This window comes from Streptomyces bluensis, assembly GCF_014650715.1.
Classification (GTDB): domain Bacteria; phylum Actinomycetota; class Actinomycetes; order Streptomycetales; family Streptomycetaceae; genus Streptomyces; species Streptomyces bluensis.
In genome coordinates this window covers 685,561-705,559 of sequence record NZ_BMVM01000002.1, presented here as the reverse complement: position 1 = coordinate 705,559, position 19,999 = coordinate 685,561, and the positions used below count along the sequence as shown (strand labels likewise).

The following is a 19,999-nucleotide window of genomic DNA, read 5'->3' as shown; positions in this document are numbered from 1 at the left end:
TTCACGGGGCTCATGGGGTGCCCTCTGTGCTGTTGACTTCCGTCGTGCGCAGGTAGTGCTCGAAGAGGTCGCGCAGGCGTTCGCCGTCGCCGTGACCGAGGAGGGCACGCGACCAGCGCAGGGCGAGGTGGAGGCGGCCCGCCGTGGAGGCGGTGGTGACGGTGAGGCCGCGCGGCATTCGGGCCGGCGCCGAGAACCACACGGCGTGCGCGCGGCCCGCCCCCTCGCCGAAGTCCAGCGGATACGGGACCCGGCCGATGTTGCTGAGCAGTGTCGTCGACGTCCAGGGGGCGGCCGCCCTGCGCAGCCCCCGGGTGAGCGCGGCCCGCACACCGACCGGGGCCCAGGGAGCGGTCAGGAGTGCGGCTCCGTGGCCCAGTTGGGGGCGGGGGAGGGATCTGAGGGTGCGGGTGCGGGCCGCCGTGCGGCGCAGCAGGCCGGGCATGTCCGAGGGGTCCAACTCGCCAACGGCGAAAGGGACTTCGACGAGGCGGGTGCCGTTGCCGATGGGCATCGAGGCGTCCCGGGGGCGGTCGTCCACCGGCATGGTGATACGCATCGGCCGGGGATGGACGCCGTGTTCCCGGTTCCAGTGGGCGAGCATCAGGGCCGTGGTGACCATGAGCTGGTCGTTGACCGTGTAAGAGGAGCCCTTGGGGCGGAGGGGGAGGGGGAGCTCGGTGACGAGCATGCCGTTGCCGGGGGAAGGGGCAGGAGAAGGGGCGGGGGCGCCGGGGGCCACCCGGGCGGGTGGGGACCAGAGGGAGGGCATCTCGGCCGGAGGTGCCGCGGCGTCGGCCGTTCGTACCGGCGGCGCGGCCGGGGAGTTGACCCGGCCGCCGTACAGTTCCGCGGCCGTGGCGAGGACACGGAGGCAGGCCGGGCCGTCCAGGGCGGTGTGGTTGATGGTGAGGAAGAGGACGGTGCCGTCGGACCGGTCGTCCTCCTCGACGACCTCCAGCCGGACGGGCGGTGACGCCGACAGCGGCGGCGCGTGCGTCAGGGCCCTCGTCCGGGCGTCCCGCAACGCGTCCCGGCCCGGTGGCGGGAACGTCACCACCTCCACCTCCGGATCCGCGGTCAGCTCCCACTCGTAACGGCGCCGGTACCAGCGCCCCGGCGCCTCACGCATCAGGATGCGCGGGTGGCGGTGCAGCGCCCCGGCGACGGCGGCCCGCAGGCGGGCCGGGTCCAGGCGGCCCGGGAGATGGACCTCGATGTGGACGGTCTCGGGCTCCTCCTCCTGGAGACAGTGCCGTGAGATCTCGTCCACCACCGGGAACGGGACGCGCGTCGGCGGTCGCACGGGACCGGAACCGGGACCGGAACTGGGATCGGGATCGGGGCCGGAACCGGGACCGGGATCGCCCGTACCGTCGCGAGCCGGGTGCTCCACAGCCGTCATGTGGCCTCGCCCCTCCCGGTGCTGTCGCTCTGTCCGGCGCCGTCGCCGGGCGGGGTCGCCCGGAACCTCGGCCTGGGGAGCGGAGCCCCCGGCGTCGGCGGGCCGGGCTCGGGCGGGGCGGAGCCCGGACCCCTCGCGGAGACGGTCGGCCCGGCCAGGGGCTCCGAACCCGGCGTGCCCTCGGCGGCGCCTCCCGGCTCCCGGCCCGGACCGCTCGCGCCTCGCTTCCGCCTGGGCAACGGCGCGGTCGGGGCCTCCGGGTCCGGCGGCAGGGACAGTGCGGGCCGGGACTTCCGTCCCCCACTCACCAGCCCCGCGAACAACCCCACCAGCGCCAGCACCTGGGCCACTGGCCCGAACGCCCCCTCTCCGGCGCCCGCAGGCTCCCCGGCGCCCGTGGCGGCGGCGACACCCGCCCCGGCCAGCGCGAGGAACGCGATCGGCACCAGCAGCGCATGCCGTTTCCACGCCAGCAGCGCCAGCACCGGCACCAGCAGCGCGAAGAAGCCCGCGATCACGGCGCCCACGAGGGTGAGTGCCACCGTGCCGAGCCAGAGCCCCGGCCCCGGCGGCGCGGGCTGCGGCTCGTCCGCGTTCGGTGTACGACGCCGCCACAGCACCAGCCCGATCAGTACGACCAGCCCGACGCCGGAGCCGACCAGCCCGGCCCGGTACGTCGTGGACGGCTCGTACGTCAGCTTGACCGTGCCGCCCGCGCCGCCGGGGATCTGCCACCCCTGCTGCCAGCCGTCGAGCCGCAGAGGGGTGAGCTCGCGGCCGTTCAGGGTGGCCTTCCAGCCGTCGTTGACGTTCTCGTACGTCGTCAGGTACGAGGCCGCGCCCGAGCCGACCGACAGCTCGCGGCGGTCGCCGAGCCAGTCGCGTATCCGCAGCTCGCGGGCTGTCGTGCCGGAGGGCTCGGTCACCGTTCCGCGCGTGAGCGTCACGTCGGTCACCGCGAGCGGCCCGCCGTCCCCGGCCTCGACCCGGTGGGAGCCGGAGGCCAAGTCCAACTCAGCATGGGCCGCGCCCCGCCGGCACAGCTTCAGGTCGACGGGGCGCCGCTCCCGCAGGTCCTGCACCGATCCGCTCGCACTCGTCTCGTACAGGTCGTCGTCGATGGCGAGCACCGGGCCCTCGCCGCACGGCAGCGAGAAGGCGATGGCGTCCGCCGGCTGCTTGGCCCGCTGGTCGGCGAGGGCCGGGAGGTACGCCTCCGTCAGGCCGACCGGGAGTTGCAGATCGTCGCCGGCGACCGGGTTGTGGACGGTCAGCGGGGCGGTGGCGGTGACCGTGATGTCGAGGCGGTTCGTGGTGATCGGCTCGAAGCGGGCCCAGCCGTTCTCGTCGACCGCGGCGACCGCCGCGCCGTCCGGCGAACTGATCGACACCTGCGTCGGACGGGTGGACAGGCCGCCCGCCGCGGCCAGCACGATCGAGTCGACCTCCTGCCGGTTCGGCCACGTCAGCCGGATCACCGGCTTGTCGCCCGCGATCCACGCCGTCGTCAGGTCGCCGTCGGTGAGGTTGCGGGGCGACAGCCCGGTGCCGAGGCGTGCCGTGGAGTCCGCCGTCGCGGTGACCCGGTTGTCCTCCTCGGGCGCGACCTCGTACAGCAGCCTGTCGAGCTCGGCGCCCGGCACGGGCACGGCGCTCGCCTTCACCTCGTACGTCCCGGACGTGCCCGTCGAGAACCTCCGGTGCAGCCCGGTCTCCGTACCCGTAGGGGAAAGACCGGTGGGGTCGGCGGCTCGGTGCAGGGAGACGATCTCGGCGGAGGCGTCGGCGCCGGAGCGTTCGGCGTCCATGGGCAGCCGCAGCATGCGGGTGACCTGGACGCCCGGGAGGTCGATCTCCGAGAAACCGGCGCCCGTGAGTCCGGCGTGCCGCTCCACCGAGTCGATGATCGTGATCTTCAGCCAGTCCGTCGTACCGGGGCGGGCCCGCACGGTCTGCGGGGAGCCGTCGGGTTGCAGATAGCTCGTGACCGACCCCCGCTCCGTCTCCACCCGCACCCGCGTCGGCGCGGACCGCACCCCGTCCTGCGGCAGCGGGGTCACCTCGAAGGACGAGGGGATGTCCTCGGCCCCGTCGAACGCGATCCGCAGCCACTGCCCGTCCGCCGAACCGGCCGCGCCCTCCGCCCACGCGGTGTTCGGGTCGCCGTCGAAGGCGTTCACCGGGTCGTACTGGGGGAGGTGGAACAGCCAGTTGCCGGACGTCGACGCCGTCACCGAGCGGGCGCCGCGCAACTGGGCCACCGTCTGATGGGCGATGCCCTTCGTCGGAAGGATCTGGTGCGGGCCGTCACCGGGGTCCTGGAGGCTTCCGCTGTGATTGCGTTCGCCGGCGGTGTACGTGTACGAGGTGTTCGCGTTGACCAGGCCGAACCGCGTGTCCGCGCGCCGCAGCCCGTCGCCGACGACCTGGACCCGGGGGGTGCCGAGACCGGGGTGGTCGTCGCCGGTCAGGACGGTGGCGCGGCCCCGCAGCGCAGGGTCGGCGGCCAGCGGCAGCAGCGTCTCGGGGCCGCCGGACACGACGGCGGTGTCCGCGATCGGCTTCAGCCCGGCCTGCCCGGGGCGGGGTGCGGCCGCCGGGGGCCGGTAGATCTCCACGGCCCGCTGGCGCGGGTACAGGCCCTCGACCTGGAGGGGTGTGCCGTCGGCGATCCGCCCACCCGTCATCAGCGGCCCGAAGCCCGTCTCCCGCTCGTACCCCGACTGCTCCAGGGTCCGCTTCACGGTCGTGGTCGGGACGTAGCCGATCTGATCCGGGTCCAGGTCGTTGCGGACGACGACGTAGTACAGTCCGGCGCGGCTCAGGTAGTCGGCGAGGCCCGGGACTTCGCCGCCGGTCAGCAGCGCCTGCTCGACGGCGTCCATCGCGCGCCGGTTGCCGGGGGTGCCGAAGGGCACGTAGTCCCGCTGGGCCCAGCGGGACCCTGCGAGCACGTCGAGGGGCTGGTCGATGGGGGAGCCCCAGGTGTAGATGCCGTGCGCGGTGGCGGGGACGACGAGGGCGCGCGAGTCGGGCGAGTTCTTCTCCAGCCAGCCGGCCGTGGCATTCCAGTACTTGGGCAGCTCCTGGAACGAACCCGGTTGCAGGATCGACCCGTTGAGGTACGGCCACGCGAGGCCGGGCAGCACGAGCACGGCGGCCACCAGCGTCGCGTACCGCCGCCCGCGCACCGGGCGAGCCCCGCGCGCCCGGCGAGTCCCGTGCCCCGGGCGAACCCCGCGTGCCCGGGCCGCCACGCCCACCACGTGCGCCAGCCCGAGGACCAGGGCGAGCGCGAGACCCGTCTGGAACTTGTAGATGTTCCGGAAGGGCGCCAGAGCCCCGTTCAGCCAGTCCTGCACGGCCTCGTGGAACGGCGCGCCGACCGCACCCCCGTACCCGGCGAGGGTGACGAGCGCGACACACAGCACCGTCAGCACCAGCCAGCGCCGCTCCGGCAGGTCCCGCCGCGCCAGCCCCGCCAGCCCCAGCCCGGCCGCGAGCGCCGAGCACACGATCACCACCACCGAGGACGCGACCGTCCAGCCGGCGGGCAGCCAGGCCTCCCCGAAGTGCAGATACGCCACCCAGTTCCCGGCGCCGCGCAGCGCCTCGGTGGCCGACATGGTGGCCGTGGTGGTCCCCGACGTCTCCACGTACGGCAGGAAGTTCTCGCCGTACGCGCCGAGCAGCAGCAGCGGGATCACCCACCACGCGGTCGCCAGGATCACGCCCGGAACCCACCAGGCGATCAGCCGCCGCTGCCGGGGGCCGCGCGGACGGGACAGCAGGTACAGCGCGACCGGGAGCAGCGAGGCGAGGGTGGAGGCCGCGTTGACGCCGCCCATGAACGTGACGAGCAGCGCCGAGCGGAGGGCGGCGATCCGCGCGCTGTACCGCTCGTTCGTCAGCGGCAGCAGCACCCACGGCAGGAACGCGCCCGGCAGCGCGGCCGCCGAGGTCGAGCCGACGACGGTCGTGAACACCGGCCACAGCGCGTACGCGACGGCGCCGAGCAACCGGCTCCCGGGGCTCCCGACGCGCAGCCGCTCCATCAGCCGCAGCGCACCCCAGAAGGCGACCGTCACCACGATCGACAGCCACAGCCGCTCTGCGAGCCACACCGGCAGCCGCACCAGATCGCACAGCGCGTAGTACGGCAGCATCGGCCACGCATAGCCGACGTACTGGTCCTGGAGCCCGCCGAAGCCGCCCCGGTCGTGCCACAACTGCCCCAGGTCGGACAGGAACTGCCAGGGGTCGAGCGCGACACCCAGCTTGGTCTCGAACGTCATCCGCCCCGGACGCACGGCCAGGAACAGCACGAACACCACGGCCCAGAACCCCAGCAGCCAGCGCCGCGACCGTGGACCCTCGGGGGGCCGCCGCGCGGGCCCGTCGGGTCGTGCCGGGGCGGGGGGAGGAGCCTGGACCGTGCTCGTCATGGGGGACACCGCCGGAGGATGAGGAGGAGGTTCCAGGTGGCGAACTCGCGCAGGACCGGCGCCTTCACGACGGTCTCCGCGAGGAAGGGCCAGTAGCGGGAGCGCGCCGAGACGACCCTGACGTCGTCGCGGGCACGCACCTGCCGCAGGGTGGGGCCGATGTGCACGGCGAAGAGGTTCTCGCCGAGGGTGTGCTTGGCCTCTCTCCCGGTACGGCGCCGGTAGCGGGCCCGCGCACGCTCGGCGCCGAGGTAGTGCCAGGGCGCCCACTCGTGACCGCCCCACGGGGAGTACCAGTTGGTGAACGACACGTAGATCAGCCCGCCGGGCCGGGTGACCCGCACCAGCTCGCTGAGGAAGGTCCCCGGATCGGCCACGTGCTCCAGCACGTTGGAGGAGAAGCACACGTCCGCGACCCCGCCGCCCAGCGGCAGCAGATACCCGTCCGCGACGACCGCGCCCTCGGGCGGCGCGGCCCCCAGCTCCCGGACGTCGGGCTCGAAGAGGTACGCGTGCGCCCCGCGCCGCCGGAACTCCTCCGTGAAGTACCCACCGCCCCCGCCGACGTCCACCACCGTCCGCCCGTCGACCGGACCGCCGTACGCCTCCACCTGGTCGGCGGCGTCCCGGGCGAGGAGGGAGTAGCAGTACTCGGGGTCGTCCTGCTCGCGGAGGAAGGCACGGAAGAGGGCGACGGAGCGGCGGAGGGAGGGATCCTTCACACCACCCCCGAACTGACCGACCCTCACGGCACCCAGTCCCTCACCGCCTCAGCAGCCACCGCCCCGAACTGCCGAACCGTGTGATCCCAGCGGAAGCGCCCCGCACGCTCCCTCGCCGCCTTCCCCATGAGGGCCCGCCGGTCCGTGGACAGCGCGAGAGCGCACCACGCGGCGGCGAAGGACGACGCGCCCTCGGCCAGCACACCCGTCTCGCCATCCACGACGGAGTCGCGCAGCCCCGGCACGTCGAAGGCGATCACCGGGGTCTCGCGGGCCGCCGCCTCGGTCACGACCAGGCCCCAGCCCTCGACCGCGGAGGGGTGCATCAGCAGCCACGCCGCGCACAGCAGCCGGTGCTTCTCGGCTTCGGAGACATGACCGGTGAACTCCACGCCGGGGCCCGCGAGCCGCTCAAGGCGGGCACGCTCGGGGCCCTCACCCACGATCACCAGCCGCCCGCCCGTCACCGGCCGTACCCGCTCCCACAGCCGCAGCAGCAGATCGATCCGCTTGTACTCGACGAGCCGCCCCACCGCCACGAACAGCGGCTCGGGGGAGCGTTCCGTGCGCGGCCCCGGCTCCTCGACCCCGTTGTGCACCACTCTGATCCGTTCGCGCTCCACGCCGATCTCCCGCAGCGCGTGCGCCGTCGACGGTGACACGGCGACGAGCAGGTTCCCCCGCTGCGCACCCGCCAGCGCCCAGTGTTCGAGTCTTCGGCCGAGACGCGCCGCCGGGGCCAGCGGGCCGCCGAACCGCATGGTCCACAGCTCCGTGTGCACATGGTTGACCAGGCACAGCGTCGGGCCGTCGTGCCACAGCGGTGCCAGGTACGGCATGCCGTTGCACACCTCGACCAGCAGGTCGCAGTCGCCGACCTGGCGGGCGAACGAGGACTTGGCCCGCAGATAGTGGCTCAGGTCGCCGCCGGCCGACACGACCCGGTAGTCCCGGAACGCCGCGGGTCCGCCGCACAGCAGGGTCACCTGGTGACCGAGCCGGGTCAGTCCGACGGCGAGCCGGTCGACGAGGAGTTCGGAACCGCCGGCCGCGGGATTGCCGAGGTCACGGCGGGCCAGGAAAACGATGCGGCGCGGTGGTGGGGGGTGCGCCGGAGAGGGCCGCACGGAGCGCGGGAACGCTTCGAGCAGCGAGAACGGCACGTGCTGGGGCATCGGTGCTCCAACTCGTCTCAGGGGGGCGGAACGCGGCGTGGGGGGTGCGAACCTGCCGGGTGGGGGTGGGCTGTGCTCAGGTGGGGTGGACAGTTTTCGCTGAGCCGTTCGGAGCTGCTACTCACCGAGGTGACAAATTCCGGCCTCTTGGAGCTGACGCTTCGTCAAATTGTGAGTGCGCCCTGGGATGACTCGGACGTTTCGGGATGTGGACGCCCACGCACCACCGAAACGGCACCCACCACGACGAGAACGAACCCGAGCACAGCCGCACCCACGGGCAACGTCCGTCCCACCAGAAGCAGTTGACCACTGTCCTTCTTCGCCTGCTCGACCGCGAACTTCTGTGTGCCGGCAGTGAACGCGATCTTCCGGCTGTCGAGGAGCACAGCCGCGTCCTTCTTCCCGCCGGGCGCCCGCAGCGTCTGGCGCGGTCCCGTCTGCGCGTAGAGCACGCGTCCGGTGGCCTGGTCCACGACCAACTCGATGCCGTGGTTGGAGTACCACTCCTCGGCGACCACCTGCGGACGGTTCGGCTCGTCGACGATCGCGCCCGGCACCAGCCGGGTGCCGTTCCTCGTCGCGGGCACGGAGCCGGTGAACCGGTAGCCCTCGTACCCGCGGACCTTCTTCTCCCCCCGGTAGTGGAGGGTCACGGTCGCGCCGAGGGTGTTGTCCCACCAGCGGTAGTCGCGCTTCTGCACGTCGAAGGGGAACTTCAGATAGGCCTCGCCCTGGATGTAGGGCTTCTCACCGCAGCAGTGCACGGGCCGGTTGGTCCGGCGGTCGCTGACCCAGCGATGCGGGGTGAAGTCCAGCGCGTCGTGCGGGTCGGCGGCGGGCAGCGACTGGTCGGTGTCGACCGAGGTCGTCACGTCCCAGACCGCGGCCCTCCCGCTGCGCTCGCTGTCGGTGACGTCCCCGCGCACCCGCTGGGTGATGGTGATCCTCTGACCCGGTACGGTCCTCACGTCCTCCAGGTCGAAGACGCTGCCGGTTCCGGTGTAGACGGCGGTGGTGTCGATGTCGATCGGGTTCACCGCGGCCCGCGGCTCCACGTACCACGCGAGCAGGGGTGCCAGCACCAGCAGGAAGGTGCCGACCCCCAAGGTGACCAGGGATAACGGTGAGGCAGAACGGCGCATCCGGCACTCCAGTGACTTGGGTCGGCGCGACGGGCGTACGGGTACGCCGGGGTCGCGCGCCATGGGGGAAAGTGCGCGTGCGGTAGGCGGTGCCGCGCTGTTTCGCACGGCACGCACCATGGGCCGGGAACCGTAGGCGCACTCTTGACGGAGTGTCAATGCTTGTCGAGACTGGGCCGGGCTGGAGCCGGGCCAGGTCCCCGGCCATGTGGCCGGGTGCCCGGGTGGGGACGACCTTTCGAGAGATCTTTCGACACGTCTTTCGACGCGTCTTCGGACAGATCTTTCGACAAGACCGTTCGACAGAGAGGCTGACCCGTCGATGTCCAGACTGCTCGCCGCCCTCACCACCGTCGCCGTCGCGGCCGCGCTCGCCGTGGGCGCCGCGCTCGGTGCCGTAGCCCTGCTGGAGGCGACCCCGGACCAGCCGAACACCCCGCTGATCACCTACGAGAACGCCGGCGCGGAGCGCTGAGAGGTGACCCGCCGCCAGGGCACCGTCACCACCCGCTCGGCCTGGCGCGACGTACCCCGCTTCCAGGTGCGCCAGTTCGCCGCGCTCGCCATGGCGGAGGCCCCGGTGCTCGCCGAGGAGATCCTGCGGGAGATCCGCCGCGAGTACCCGCATCTGCCCTTCATACTCGACGACTCCGGCGAGCCGATGGCGCTGGTCGGCATCCGCCGCGCCCTTGAGGTCTTCGTGCAGCACCTGGAGACGGCGGAGGGCCGCCCGCGCGTCCCTCCGGGCGTCTTCCAGGAGTTCGGCCGCGGTGAGGGACTGAACGGCCGCAGCCTCGACTCGCTCCAGGCGATCTACCGCCTGGGTGTACGGCTTGCCTGGCGCCGTTTCGCGGAGATCGGCCAGCGCGTCGAGATCCCGCCACCGGCGATGTACGAACTCGTCGACGCCGGCTACGAGTACCTCGACGGCCTGGTGGACCAGTCGGTGCGCGGCTACGCGGAGGCGGCGGCCCGCCAGGCGGGCGAACGGCTCCGCCTGCAACGCCGCCTGATAGAGCTGCTGTTGTCGGAGCACCACCGGGGCGACCCGGGGGAGGCGCTCACGGAACGGGCGGCCCGGATCGGCTGGCCGCTGCCCGAGAAGGTCGCCGTGGGGGTCCTGTTGCGTCCGGCGCGTGAAGCCGTCGCCCCCGCCGTGAGCCAGGGCGTGCTGCTCGACATGGAGTACGAGCAGCCCCGCATGGTCGTACCCGACCCCGGCGCGGCCGGCCGCCCCGAACTGCTCCACCGCGCCCTGACCGGCTGGTCCGGCGCGATCGGCCCGCCCGTGCCGCTGCCCGACGCCGCGAAGTCGCTGCGCTGGGCCGAGGCCGCGGTACGGCTGATGGAACGGCGGCTGCTGCCCGGCGGGGAGGTGCTGCACTGCACGGAGCACACGGAGGCGCTGGTGCTGTTGCAGCCCGAGGAACTCATCGACGACCTGGCCCTGCGGTGCCTGGCCCCGCTCGCGCACTGCGGCCCCGCTCACGGCCGCCGCCTGGCGGAGACCCTGCTGGCCTGGCTGGAGACCCGCGGCGGCGCCCCCGAGGTGGCCGCACGCCTGGGCGTCCACCCTCAGACGGTGCGCTACCGCCTGAGGCAGATACGGGAGTTGTGGGGCGACGAGATCGACGACCCGGACCGCCGCTTCGAACTGGAACTGGTGTTACGGGCCCAACGATTACGGGGCGAACTGGGCGACCCACGGGCCCGCCGCTGACACCTGGAAAGCGCCCCCGCTCACCGGTCCTCTTGAGCGAGTGCTGCGGCGGAGCAGGTGGCCCGGCCGAACGCACCCGTGGCGGTGGCGCTCTGGACGTGCTCGCCGCGGACAGCGAGGGCGCAGCGTACCTGCCCGCCCTTGTCGCCCAGGGTGATACCGATGACGGGTTCCGTGCCGAGGGGAACCTCCACGGTCTTGCGCCAGGGCAGGTCCGAGGCGCCCACGGTGACGGTGCGCCCGGCCTCGCCGCGGGCCTGGTAGGTGATGTCGGCGGCGCCGGTGCCGGTGACTTCGTACGTCACCGCGGCCGCGGGGGCGGGGCGCTCCCGCGCGGTGTCCCCGTCCTCGCTGTCGAGTACGCCGTACAGGACGAGCCCGCCGCAGGCGGCCAGCAGCGCCCCGGCCACCAGCAGCCCCGCGCGGTCGGGGCGGCGGGACCGCAGGGCCGTTGTGGATTCCCCGGTTGTGCCGCCCATGAACTGCCCCCTGGAAATCAGTAAGTCTGCGCATGCCCGGCAGGCATCCGGGGCGGTTTATACATGACGCCATGACGGATGGCCAGCGGCCGGAAATTTCGGACACTTTGCCACTTGACCAGGCGTTATCCAGGCGAGCGCTGCGGTCGGGTCAGCCGCGCTGGGCTGGTTCGGGACGCCCGGACCGGACTCTCTTGGGCCCGAGCCGGGTGGCGTGCAGGTTGAGGAGGTCGCGCAAGCGGTCGACGTCCACCGGTTCCGCGGCGCCGCGCTTGGGGAGGACGACGATGCCGATGCCGTACCTGTCGGGCGTCAGCAGGACGAACAGCTCGTCCGTCTCCGTGTACCGGGTGAGCATCGGCCACCGGTACGTCGTCTCGCTGTACCGCGAGGCCACCCGCACCCCGCTGTCGTCCACGACGGCCTGGAACTCTCCCTGCGGGGCGATCATGCGGTGCACCTGCCGCCCCTGGAGCGCCGGGACCAGCAGATACACACCGACAACCAGGGCAAGAGCCGAGAGGCTCAGCACCGTGGACTGGAAGCTGGGCCCTTTCGGGCCCGTGAAGTTCATGACGAGCCCCTGCAGCACGACGAGCCCGCTGGCGATGAGCACCCAGTTCTGCAACCGCCCCGCCGGGGTGGCGCGCATCCGTGCACGGATCGCCGTCACCGCGTCCGCGGGCGTCGGCAGGTAGGCCAACTCCACCGGCCTCACTGCTGGCCTCGCTTCCTGCACGGTCACTCCCTGGGCTGTGGGGACGGTCATGTATGGATATGTGACATCTGTGTTCTGCGTTGCGCTTGGATCTAGCCGCCCGGCGGACGCGACGTCAAGCCGACCGACAAAGGAATAGAAAAGTGGGTATCAAGGATGAAGTGGACAAGGTGTCTGCTTGAGGTGACCGGACGAGAGTCGCTGGGATCGCCTGTCGCATGGGCTGAGATCGAGCGGGAGCTGGATGCGGAACTTCCGGCTGACTACAAGGAGTTGTGCGAGGGATTCGGTGGGGGCGTCTTCTCGGACTTCCTTCTCCTGCACTGCGTTGATGAGGGCAGGATGTTCGACCTGGTCACTCAGTGGCGGGGTTTCCTGAGTGACGCCCGGGAGTACGGAGTCGTCGACGGCGAGGCCGACCCCGTTTTCGCTCCCTACCGCATCTACGAGCCGGGCAAGGAGGGGCTCATTCCCTGGGGCTCCACGGTGTCAGGAGACGGGTTCTACTGGCTGGCCGGCTCCTCGGGTGGCCGTGAGTGGCCGATTGTGGCGCGCATCGCGGATTCTGAGGACTGGCATCGCTACGACATCGGAGTGCCCGAATTCATAGCCCGGGTCCTTACCGATCCTGAATTCCGTCCGTTCAGTATCGCGGACGACGTTTCCCGTCATTCGTTCGCCGCGGTTGCCCAGACGTGACCGAGCGCCCCGAGAAAGCAGGGGAAGCAGGGGAAGCAGGGAGAGCAGGGCAAAAGCAAAGGCAAGGAGCTCCCACTCCTTGCCACTCTCAACCTATAGCGCACCGGGGGGCTTGCGGCAAGGCCCTGGTCGTGCCGCAGGATGGTCGGCCGATGCCGGAAGCTGTGGAATGGGGGGATGTGCGACATGCGTGTGGTGTTGTCTACCTGGGGATCGCGCGGGGACGTCGAACCGGTGGTGGCACTCGCGGTGCGGCTGCGGGAACTCGGCGCGGAGGTGCGCGTCTGCGCGCCGCCGGATCAGGAGTTCGTGGCGCTGCTGGCCCGTGTCGGACTGCCGCTGGTGCCGCTCGGACCGACCGTGCGCTCGGTGGTTGCCGGCGAGAAGCCGCCGTCGGCGGAGGCCGCGTTCCGGCTCGCGCCCGAGCTGGTCGCCGCACGGTTCGACACGCTCACCGCGGCGGCCGAGGGATGCGACGCGCTCCTGGCGACCGGCCTGATGCCGGCCGGCGCTCGCTCGGTGGCCGAGAAACTCGGCATCCCCTACGTGCTCGCGTGCTTCCATACGTTGGGACTGCCGTCGAGCCGGTTCCCTCCGCCGATGCGGCCGGGCGGGCCGTCCCCGCGGGAGGAGACCGACCTCAAGGTGCTGTGGGAGCAGGACGCCCAGCGCGTGAACAAGTTGTACCGAGAGGCGGAGAACCGCCACCGGGCGGCGATCGGCCTGCCCCCGGTGGACAACGTCCGTGACTACGTCTTCACCGACCGGCCGTGGCTGGCGGCGGACCCGAACCTCGTTCCGTGGCGGGATATGACGGACCTCGACCTCGTGCAGACCGGAGCGTGGATCCTGCCGGACGAGCGCCCGCTCCCCGACGAGCTGGAGACGTTCCTGGAGGCCGGCGCACCGCCGGTGTACGTGGGCTTCGGCAGCATGGCCATGCGCACCGCGACGGACCCCGCCCGGGTGGCGATCGAAGCGATCCGTGCGCACGGCCGCCGCGTTCTCCTCGCCCGCGGCTGGGCCGACCTGGCCCCGATCGACGACCGGGACGACTGCTTCCTCGTCGGCGAGGTCAACCAGCAGGCGCTGTTCGGCCGGGTGGCCGCCGTCGTACACCACGGCGGCGCCGGCACCACGACGACGGCCGCTCTGGCCGGCGCGCCCCAGCTCGTGGTGCCCCAGATCGCGGACCAGCCGTACTGGGCCGCCCGGGTGGCCGAGCTGGGCATCGGCGCGGCACACGACGGTCCGACGCCGACCCTCGACTCCCTGTCGGCCGCGCTCACCACGGCCCTGACCCCCGAGACCCGAGCGCGGGCGAGGGCCGTGGCCGCCACGATCCGCACCGACGGGGCCACGGTGGCCGCGCACATGCTCCTCGACGCAGCCGACCGGGAAAGGCCGCCCGCGTCCGCGTGAACCACGGTGTGTGAAGGTGTGTGAAGTGTCGTCGTGGAGACTGTGACGTTTGTGACCGGAACTGCGCTTGGTCAGTGGGGGAGTGGACGCCGCTTTCCCTACAACGACCGAAGGGCGGGGGAATGTCCGGGTATGAGGGGCAGGGGTCGACCGCGGGCGGCATGCGGCGGTACGCCGCCGGGTTCGTCACCCGGCTGACGGAGAGGAACCGGCTGCCGCTGGACTACTCGGTCGCGAGCCTGCGGGTCGTCGACTTCCTTGTCGACGGGCTGCGCAAGGGGGCGGCGGACCGGGAGCGGGTGGCCGGGGCGCTGTTCGGGCTCGGGGCGTACGTCGGTGAGGTGCTGGTGCGCCGGGCCGGAGCGGTCTGGGTGGACTTCGACGCCGAGCAGCGTGCGTACTTCGGGCAGCCGGTCGGGGTGCGGATGCCGGACGGGCGGGTGTGGAATCCGCTGGGCAAGGTGGTGAACCGCTTCGAGGTGGGGCGGGAGGAGTCGTTGCAGACCTTCTATCTGCTTCTGCACGGGCGGGTCCGGCAGGAGGCCGCCTGAGGGGGGTGCCGCGGTCCGCCCCGGGTTTCCCGGTCACTGCCCGGCCATTGCCCGGTCGAGCTCACTGTGACTAGCCTGTGTTCGTCATGCCGATCGACTGTTGAAATCTCGAACGCAGTCACCAAGGACGCAAGGGAGGGGGCCGGTCGTGGGACGCCTAGTACCTGCCGTGACCAGGGCTCTCGACATACTGGAGCTCTTCCTGGACGGGGACGGCACGCTGTCCGCCCCCGACATCGTGCGCAAGCTACAGCTGCCGCGCACCACCGTGCACGAGCTGGTCACCACGCTCGCCGCCCGGTCGTACATCGTCCCGGTACCGGGACAACCGGGACGTTACCGGCTCGGTGTACGTCCGTACCAGCTCGGGAGCCGTTACGCCGAGCAGCTCGACCTCGCCGCCGAGGGCCAGCAGGTCGCCCGGTCCGTCGCCGAAACCTGCGACGAGACGGTGCACGTGGCGATCCTGGAGGGCGCGGACGTCATCTACATCGCCAAGGTCGACTCCACGCACGCCGTCCGCATGGTGTCCGCCGCCGGGCGCCGGCTGCCCGCGCACTGCACCTCGGTCGGCAAGATGCTCCTCGCCTCCCTTCCCGAGCACGAGCTCACCGTCCGCATCCCCGACGACGCGGACCTGGTCCGGATGACGCCCAACAGCATCACCGACCCGGCCGCCCTGCGCGAGGCCCTGACCGAGATCCGCCGGCGCGGGATCGCCGTGGAGAGCCGCGAGTCCAACCCGGACGTCTCCTGCGTGGCCGCCCCGGTCCACGACCGCACCGGCCGCGTCGTCGCCGCGCTCTCCATCTCCGTGCCCATGATCCGCTGGAGCGACGAGCGCCGCGCCGAGCTGGAGCAGCTCGCGGCCAAGGGCGCGGCGGAACTGTCGGAGCGCCTCGGACACAGGAGCGTGGCATGACGACCTCAACGGGCTACGAGATCGCGGTACGGGAACACGCGGCCCTCGGCGAGGGCCCCACCTGGGACACCGCCGCCCAGCGGCTGATCTGGGTCGACATCCTCGGCTCCCGCGTCCACACCTACGACCCCGTCTCCGGCCGCCGCACGGTCATGGTCACCGAACAGCACGTGGGCGCCGCGAAGCCGCGTGCGGGCGGCGGGCTGGTGCTCAACCTGCGGGACGGCGTGGGCCTGCACGACACCGACGGCGGTTTCCGCTGGCTGCACCACGACCCGGTCCCGGGCCGCCGCGCCAACGACGCCGCCGTGGCCCCCGACGGTTCCCTCTGGGCGGGCGCCATGCGCTATGACGAGGCCCCGGGCGGCGGGACGTTGTCCCATCTCACCGCCGACGGCACGGTCCGTACGGTCCTCGACGACGTCGCCGTCAGCAACGGCATCGGCTGGAGCCCGGATGGCCGCCTGATGTACTACATCGACTCCCCGACCCGTCGCGTCGACGTCTTCGACGTAGGAGTGGGAGAGGGAGGCGGACACGGAGAGGGAGAAGGGCAGATCTCCCGGCGGCGGTCCCTGGTGACCATCGAGGACGGCGCCGGGTTCCCCGACGGACTCACGGTCGACGCCGACGGCTGCGTCTGGGTGGCCCTCTGGGACGGCGGAGCGGTTCGCCGTTACACCCCCGACGGCACCCTCGACCGTGTCATCCCCCTCCCCGTCCCCCGCCCCACGGCCTGCGCCTTCGGCGGCCCCGGCCTGACGGACCTCTACATCACCACGGCCGCCACGGGCCTGACGGCACCTCCGCCCCTGTCGGGTTCGCTGCTGGTGATCCCGGGTGCGGGGAAGGGCGTGGAGCAGAAGGCGTTCGCGGGCTGAGCCCCGTGGGGGTCTGGCGCGCAGCCCCAGAAGTCAGCCCTCCACGGCCTTGCGCTCCTCGGCGGTCAAGGGTGGACCGGTGAGTGGTGGCCGCAGGGGGCCGACCACCGCGGCGAGCAGCACACTCGGCGCGAAGAGCACCTCCGCACCGCGCTCCAACGAGGTCACGTCCGTCAAGCGGCGCGCGATGCGGCCGTTGCCCATGGCGGTGCGGACGAGACGGTCGACGTACGACGCGGCCAGACGCTCCCGAAGGGTGGGCCCGTTCTCCGTCGCGCCCGGATAGAACAGGTCCTGCCCGGTGGCCAGGTCCCAGGCCGCGCTCACCGGCCGGGCCACCGCCCGCTGGACATGGCGGGCCAGCCCCGGCGTGCCCCAGCCGTGACGGTGGATCACCGAGCGGAGCGTCACCGCGCTGCGCGCGGCGACCGACATCCCGTGCCCGTAGACGGGGTTGTACGCGGCGAGCGCGTCGCCGAGGACGGTGAAGTTCTCGGGCCAGACCGGCATCCGCTCGTACAACCAACGCCGGTTGACGGTCGTGCGGGTGAACGTCACGTCCGTCAACGGCTCGGTGTTCGCGAGGAGTTCACCGACCAGCGGGTGGCGTACGTCCTCCAGGGCGAACCGCACGAAGTCGTCGTTCCCCGACGGGGGTTCGCCACCCCGGGTGCCGTGGAGGGTGACGAGCCACCGGCCGCCCTCGATGGGGAGGAGCACGGCACCCCGGCCGGGCACCCCGGCGCGCGGGTCGGCCTGCACATTGACGACCGGGTAGGCGCCCCGGGCCGTCTCGGGGGCGCGGTAGACGCGGCTGGCGTACGCGAGACCGGAGTCGACCTCCCGCCGCGCCGGTGCGGGCAGCCCGAGAGCGGTCAGCCACCGGGACGCCCGGGAGGTACGGCCCGTCGCGTCGACGACCAGGTCCGCCGCGAGGGTGCGCTCCGTGCCGTCGCCCGCGCGGACGCGTACCCCGGTGACCGCGCCGGCCGTGCCCTCCAGTCCCCGTACCTCGGTGCGTTCGACCAGGTGGACCCGGTCGTCGTCGAGGACCTGTGCCCGGATCGTCGCGTCCAGCAGGTCCCGGCTGGACAGCAGCATGTGGTGCGACTCGGGCCAGCGCCGGAACCAGCCCTGCGCGGACAGCGTGACCATGTCCGTCGTGACCGCCAGCCGGTGCGCCCCGGCCGCCAGCAACTGCTCGGTGGTGCCGGGCAGAAGGTCCTCGATGGCCCGGGCTCCGCCGGACCACAGCACGTGGGCGTGGCGTGCCTGGGGCAGGCCGCGGCGGGGCACGGGTCCGTCGGGCAGGGCGTCGCGCTCGACGACCGTCACCGAGTGCGCGTACCCGGCCAGGGCGCGGGCCGCGAGCATGCCGGTGAGCGACCCGCCGAGAACGACGGCGGACCGGGCGGGGCGAGGACGGTCAGTCATGTGCGGACACGCTCTCTGCTACTTCTGCTGCTACTACGGTTTCCGCCGCTGCGGCCGCCCGGGTGCGGACGGCCGCGATCTCCTCGGGGTGGCGGAGGACCCGGGACACGGCCTCGATCTCCCGCAGGAGGTCGGCGGTGTCCGGGGAGGCCGGTGCGTCACCGTCGACCGGGCACTTCCGCGCGGCTACGGCGTCCTGGACCGTCACGGCGGCGGCGAGCGCCCGGGCTCGGCCCGGCGCGTGGCCGAGGGCGACGGCCGCCGCGTAGGACCGGCGCCGTACGTCCTCGTCGAAGTGGCGGGCCAGTTGCAGCAGGGCGTCGCGGATGAAGGTCTCACGGCGCGTCAGGCGCAACTCCGGGCCGGCCCGCAGGGTGAAGGGCACACCGGAGCCGGTGACCGTGCGCAGCAGCAGGTACAGGGGCCGCAGCCGCCAGTGGCACAGCCGTACCCGCCAGCGGCCGTGGAGGTACTGGCCGGCGTGGGGAAGGATGAAGCCGATCGCGACGAGGATGGCGGAGAGGGCGGCCACGGGCGGCGCCAGGTCCGTGGACAGCCAGTCCAGGTCGTGGCCGGTCCAGCGGGCGACAACAGCGGTGATCTTGGCGGCGTCGTAGACCAGGTTCAGCGCGTAGCCGACGCCGAGGGACTTCAGGCCCCAGCGCAGCCAGGCGTCGAGTCCGTCCGTGCGGACCCAGTTGTGCACCAGCCGGTAGGTGATCAGTACGGCCACGGTGTGCGCGAGCAGGTAGAGGACGATCTCCTCACGCATGAAGGGCGTGGTGGCGTAGTACGTGTCGAGGTCGCGCAGCCGCTCCACAGGGGTGTCCGCCAGCGCGAACAGCACCCACAGGGCGACGATCACCGCGCTGTAGACACCGACCACCCACCGCATGGCGCGCCGGGTCGCCGCCGAGCGGTCGGACAGCCCGCCCCGCCACGCGATGATCAGCAGCAGACAGGACGCGCAGAACGCGGTGATCAGGGAGTACACCCAGGGCGCCGAGATGTTCGGCACGCCCGTGAGCCGGTTCACCCGGGCGATGGTCCCCGGCACCGCGAAGGTGAAGACCGCGCAGGCGAGCACCAGCAGTCCGCCGACGGCGCGCAGCAGCGGGTCCCGCCACAGTTTGACGATGCTCGGCAGCTTGATGACCAGGGCCGCGGTGAGCACGGCCGTCGGTATCCAGAAGGAGATGTACAGCTCACCGAGGAAGCCCGAGGGATCCAACGCCAGGTGCTGTGCCACCGCGCTCGCCGGAAGGCCCGCTGCCGGGCCCGTCGCGGAGGTCATCTCCGTGGCCCGCTTTGTGGCCCGCTCCGCCGACCGCCGTAACCGAGGTAGGCCTGGAGGGCTTTCCCGACCGGGTCGGCCGGCCGGTGACCGCCCTGTTCCGAACCGGCCATCCATGGACGGAGGCCGGTGGCGAGCCGGTGGCCGAAGTCCTCGGCCTCACGCTCGTCGGCCTCGTGGGAGCCGTTGCGGGCGGCCACGGCGAGCGCGTGCTCCCGCCAGCCGGGCTCGTCGGCCAGCGCGCGGACGGCTGCCGCGCCGGCCACGTGATGATGACAGTGCCCGGCGTGCATGTGCCACAACTCATGGCCCAGGATGACGAGTTGCTGCACCGCCTCGGCCCGCTCCTCGACGATGACCAGGTCGAAGTCCTGGAACTCCAGCCAGAGCCCGGTGACCTCGATCTCGTCCGGGAACCGTTCGAACCGCAGCTCGACCCGACGCCCGCCCCTGCGCTCGCTCATCGCCTCGCACAGGGCCCCGCACAACTCCCGTACCCCGACCGGCCCTTCGAGGCGCGTCTGGAGCCCGGCGGTGAGCTCCCCCGCGAGATCCCGCATCCCGGCCGTGATCCGCGAGGCGGTCAGGGCAGCCGCGACCCGGGCACCGGCCCGGGTGCCCGCGAGTGAGGTGAGGGCCCGGAGGGCGGCCCCACGGGCACGCGAACCGGAGCCGGCGCTCACCGGGCCTCCGCCGCTGCGTCCCCGGACAGGTCCCGTACGCCGGGACGTTCGGCCCGGTCGAGTCCGTTCTCGGCGCTCCACGCCTCGATGCGCGCGCAAGTCGCTGACAGAGCAAGCACGGCCCGACAGTACGCGCCCGTGACCGTTCACACCATGAAAATTCAACGATCGTTGCCTGGTGCGGAACGATCGCCGCCGCCCGCCGTCCTCACCCACCGCACACGAAAGTCCCGCCCGCCCCATTGACGCGCGGGCGCATCGAATTTTACGGTCCGTCCGAAGTTACGGCCATGATCCGAAATGT

General features: G+C 72.4%; 18 protein-coding genes. 7 read left to right on the top strand and 11 right to left on the bottom strand.

Annotated elements, in window-relative coordinates; all coding sequences use genetic code 11:
- Positions 1-10: 10 nt before the first annotated feature.
- The 5 genes from IE262_RS08320 to pgfA all read right to left on the bottom strand — a co-directional run bounded on the left by IE262_RS08320 (position 11) and on the right by pgfA (position 8,892).
- Entirely contained in the window at positions 11-1,405 is a 1,395-nt protein-coding gene (locus IE262_RS08320; protein ID WP_229877154.1) for a condensation protein, read from the bottom strand.
- The gene (locus IE262_RS08315) at positions 1,402-5,850 is read right to left on the bottom strand and encodes an alpha-(1->3)-arabinofuranosyltransferase (protein WP_189872423.1); all 4,449 of its coding nucleotides are present in this window, start codon (positions 5,848-5,850) and stop codon (positions 1,402-1,404) included. The genes IE262_RS08320 and IE262_RS08315 overlap by 4 nt, the downstream gene beginning before the upstream one ends.
- Complete coding sequence (locus IE262_RS08310) at positions 5,847-6,572, bottom strand: class I SAM-dependent methyltransferase (RefSeq protein WP_189872421.1); 726 nt, start codon at positions 6,570-6,572, stop codon at positions 5,847-5,849. The genes IE262_RS08315 and IE262_RS08310 overlap by 4 nt, the downstream gene beginning before the upstream one ends.
- Positions 6,573-6,595: 23 nt before the next feature.
- Positions 6,596-7,747 (bottom strand): glycosyltransferase family 4 protein, encoded by a 1,152-nt coding sequence (locus tag IE262_RS08305; protein ID WP_189872419.1) that lies wholly within the window; start codon positions 7,745-7,747, stop codon positions 6,596-6,598.
- A 164-nt stretch (positions 7,748-7,911) separates the two neighbouring features.
- Positions 7,912-8,892 carry a cell envelope lipid trafficking protein PgfA gene (gene pgfA, locus IE262_RS08300; protein ID WP_134039913.1) on the bottom strand — a complete coding sequence of 327 codons (981 nt, stop codon included), beginning with the start codon at positions 8,890-8,892 and terminating at the stop codon, positions 7,912-7,914.
- A gap of 322 nt (positions 8,893-9,214) precedes the next feature.
- Here pgfA and IE262_RS08295 point away from each other — a divergent pair, with 322 nt between their 5' ends.
- Both IE262_RS08295 and IE262_RS08290 read left to right on the top strand, forming a co-directional pair.
- Positions 9,215-9,367, top strand: coding sequence for a hypothetical protein (locus tag IE262_RS08295; protein WP_166681738.1), 153 nt, complete (start codon positions 9,215-9,217; stop codon positions 9,365-9,367).
- 3 nt (positions 9,368-9,370) lie between these two features.
- Positions 9,371-10,612, top strand: coding sequence for a PucR family transcriptional regulator (locus IE262_RS08290; protein WP_189872417.1), 1,242 nt, complete (start codon positions 9,371-9,373; stop codon positions 10,610-10,612).
- Positions 10,613-10,632: 20 nt separating this feature from the next.
- Here IE262_RS08290 and IE262_RS08285 read toward each other — a convergent pair whose 3' ends face one another.
- Together IE262_RS08285 and IE262_RS08280 are read right to left on the bottom strand one after the other, a co-directional pair.
- Entirely contained in the window at positions 10,633-11,091 is a 459-nt protein-coding gene (locus IE262_RS08285) for a hypothetical protein (RefSeq protein WP_229877153.1), read from the bottom strand.
- Between the two features lie 151 nt (positions 11,092-11,242).
- Positions 11,243-11,860: a YcxB family protein gene (locus tag IE262_RS08280; RefSeq protein ID WP_189872415.1), complete on the bottom strand. Its 618-nt coding sequence runs from the start codon at positions 11,858-11,860 to the stop codon at positions 11,243-11,245.
- 132 nt (positions 11,861-11,992) lie between these two features.
- On the opposite strand from IE262_RS08280, the gene IE262_RS08275 reads away from it, so the two are divergent.
- The 5 genes from IE262_RS08275 to IE262_RS08255 all read left to right on the top strand — a co-directional run bounded on the left by IE262_RS08275 (position 11,993) and on the right by IE262_RS08255 (position 16,284).
- On the top strand, positions 11,993-12,508 hold the full coding sequence (locus IE262_RS08275) for an SMI1/KNR4 family protein (protein WP_189872412.1): 516 nt from the start codon (positions 11,993-11,995) through the stop codon (positions 12,506-12,508).
- 186 nt (positions 12,509-12,694) lie between these two features.
- Positions 12,695-13,930 carry a glycosyltransferase gene (locus IE262_RS08270; RefSeq protein ID WP_189872410.1) on the top strand — a complete coding sequence of 412 codons (1,236 nt, stop codon included), beginning with the start codon at positions 12,695-12,697 and terminating at the stop codon, positions 13,928-13,930.
- A gap of 122 nt (positions 13,931-14,052) precedes the next feature.
- Positions 14,053-14,481, top strand: a complete 429-nt coding sequence (locus tag IE262_RS08265; protein ID WP_229877152.1) for a hypothetical protein — start codon at positions 14,053-14,055, stop codon at positions 14,479-14,481.
- A 148-nt stretch (positions 14,482-14,629) separates the two neighbouring features.
- Positions 14,630-15,403: an IclR family transcriptional regulator gene (locus IE262_RS08260; RefSeq protein ID WP_134039917.1), complete on the top strand. Its 774-nt coding sequence runs from the start codon at positions 14,630-14,632 to the stop codon at positions 15,401-15,403.
- Entirely contained in the window at positions 15,400-16,284 is an 885-nt protein-coding gene (locus IE262_RS08255; RefSeq protein WP_189872409.1) for an SMP-30/gluconolactonase/LRE family protein, read from the top strand. The genes IE262_RS08260 and IE262_RS08255 overlap by 4 nt, the downstream gene beginning before the upstream one ends.
- 33 nt (positions 16,285-16,317) lie before the next feature.
- Here IE262_RS08255 and IE262_RS08250 read toward each other — a convergent pair whose 3' ends face one another.
- The 4 genes from IE262_RS08250 to IE262_RS40170 form a co-directional block, all read right to left on the bottom strand.
- Positions 16,318-17,718: an NAD(P)/FAD-dependent oxidoreductase gene (locus IE262_RS08250; protein WP_189872407.1), complete on the bottom strand. Its 1,401-nt coding sequence runs from the start codon at positions 17,716-17,718 to the stop codon at positions 16,318-16,320.
- Positions 17,711-19,012 (bottom strand): MAB_1171c family putative transporter, encoded by a 1,302-nt coding sequence (locus IE262_RS08245; protein WP_189872405.1) that lies wholly within the window; start codon positions 19,010-19,012, stop codon positions 17,711-17,713. The genes IE262_RS08250 and IE262_RS08245 overlap by 8 nt, the downstream gene beginning before the upstream one ends.
- Positions 19,009-19,572, bottom strand: a complete 564-nt coding sequence (locus IE262_RS08240; RefSeq protein WP_373305008.1) for a toxin-antitoxin system, toxin component family protein — start codon at positions 19,570-19,572, stop codon at positions 19,009-19,011. The genes IE262_RS08245 and IE262_RS08240 overlap by 4 nt, the downstream gene beginning before the upstream one ends.
- Before the next feature lie 119 nt (positions 19,573-19,691).
- Complete coding sequence (locus tag IE262_RS40170; protein ID WP_268249563.1) at positions 19,692-19,814, bottom strand: hypothetical protein; 123 nt, start codon at positions 19,812-19,814, stop codon at positions 19,692-19,694.
- Positions 19,815-19,999 lie beyond the last annotated feature (185 nt).

Excerpts from the sequence above, each read along its gene's own strand:
- IE262_RS08320 (WP_229877154.1), bottom strand. The coding sequence starts at position 1,405 with ATGACGGCTGTGGAGCACCCGGCTCGCGACGGTACGGGCGATCCCGGT.
- IE262_RS08315 (WP_189872423.1), bottom strand. The coding sequence starts at position 5,850 with ATGACGAGCACGGTCCAGGCTCCTCCCCCCGCCCCGGCACGACCCGAC.
- IE262_RS08305 (WP_189872419.1), bottom strand. The coding sequence starts at position 7,747 with ATGCCCCAGCACGTGCCGTTCTCGCTGCTCGAAGCGTTCCCGCGCTCC.
- pgfA (WP_134039913.1), bottom strand. The coding sequence starts at position 8,892 with ATGCGCCGTTCTGCCTCACCGTTATCCCTGGTCACCTTGGGGGTCGGC.
- IE262_RS08295 (WP_166681738.1), top strand. The coding sequence starts at position 9,215 with ATGTCCAGACTGCTCGCCGCCCTCACCACCGTCGCCGTCGCGGCCGCG.
- IE262_RS08285 (WP_229877153.1), bottom strand. The coding sequence starts at position 11,091 with ATGGGCGGCACAACCGGGGAATCCACAACGGCCCTGCGGTCCCGCCGC.
- IE262_RS08280 (WP_189872415.1), bottom strand. The coding sequence starts at position 11,860 with ATGACCGTCCCCACAGCCCAGGGAGTGACCGTGCAGGAAGCGAGGCCA.
- IE262_RS08270 (WP_189872410.1), top strand. The coding sequence starts at position 12,695 with ATGCGTGTGGTGTTGTCTACCTGGGGATCGCGCGGGGACGTCGAACCG.
- IE262_RS08265 (WP_229877152.1), top strand. The coding sequence starts at position 14,053 with ATGTCCGGGTATGAGGGGCAGGGGTCGACCGCGGGCGGCATGCGGCGG.
- IE262_RS08255 (WP_189872409.1), top strand. The coding sequence starts at position 15,400 with ATGACGACCTCAACGGGCTACGAGATCGCGGTACGGGAACACGCGGCC.
- IE262_RS08250 (WP_189872407.1), bottom strand. The coding sequence starts at position 17,718 with ATGACTGACCGTCCTCGCCCCGCCCGGTCCGCCGTCGTTCTCGGCGGG.
- IE262_RS08245 (WP_189872405.1), bottom strand. The coding sequence starts at position 19,012 with ATGACCTCCGCGACGGGCCCGGCAGCGGGCCTTCCGGCGAGCGCGGTG.
- IE262_RS08240 (WP_373305008.1), bottom strand. The coding sequence starts at position 19,572 with ATGCGGGATCTCGCGGGGGAGCTCACCGCCGGGCTCCAGACGCGCCTC.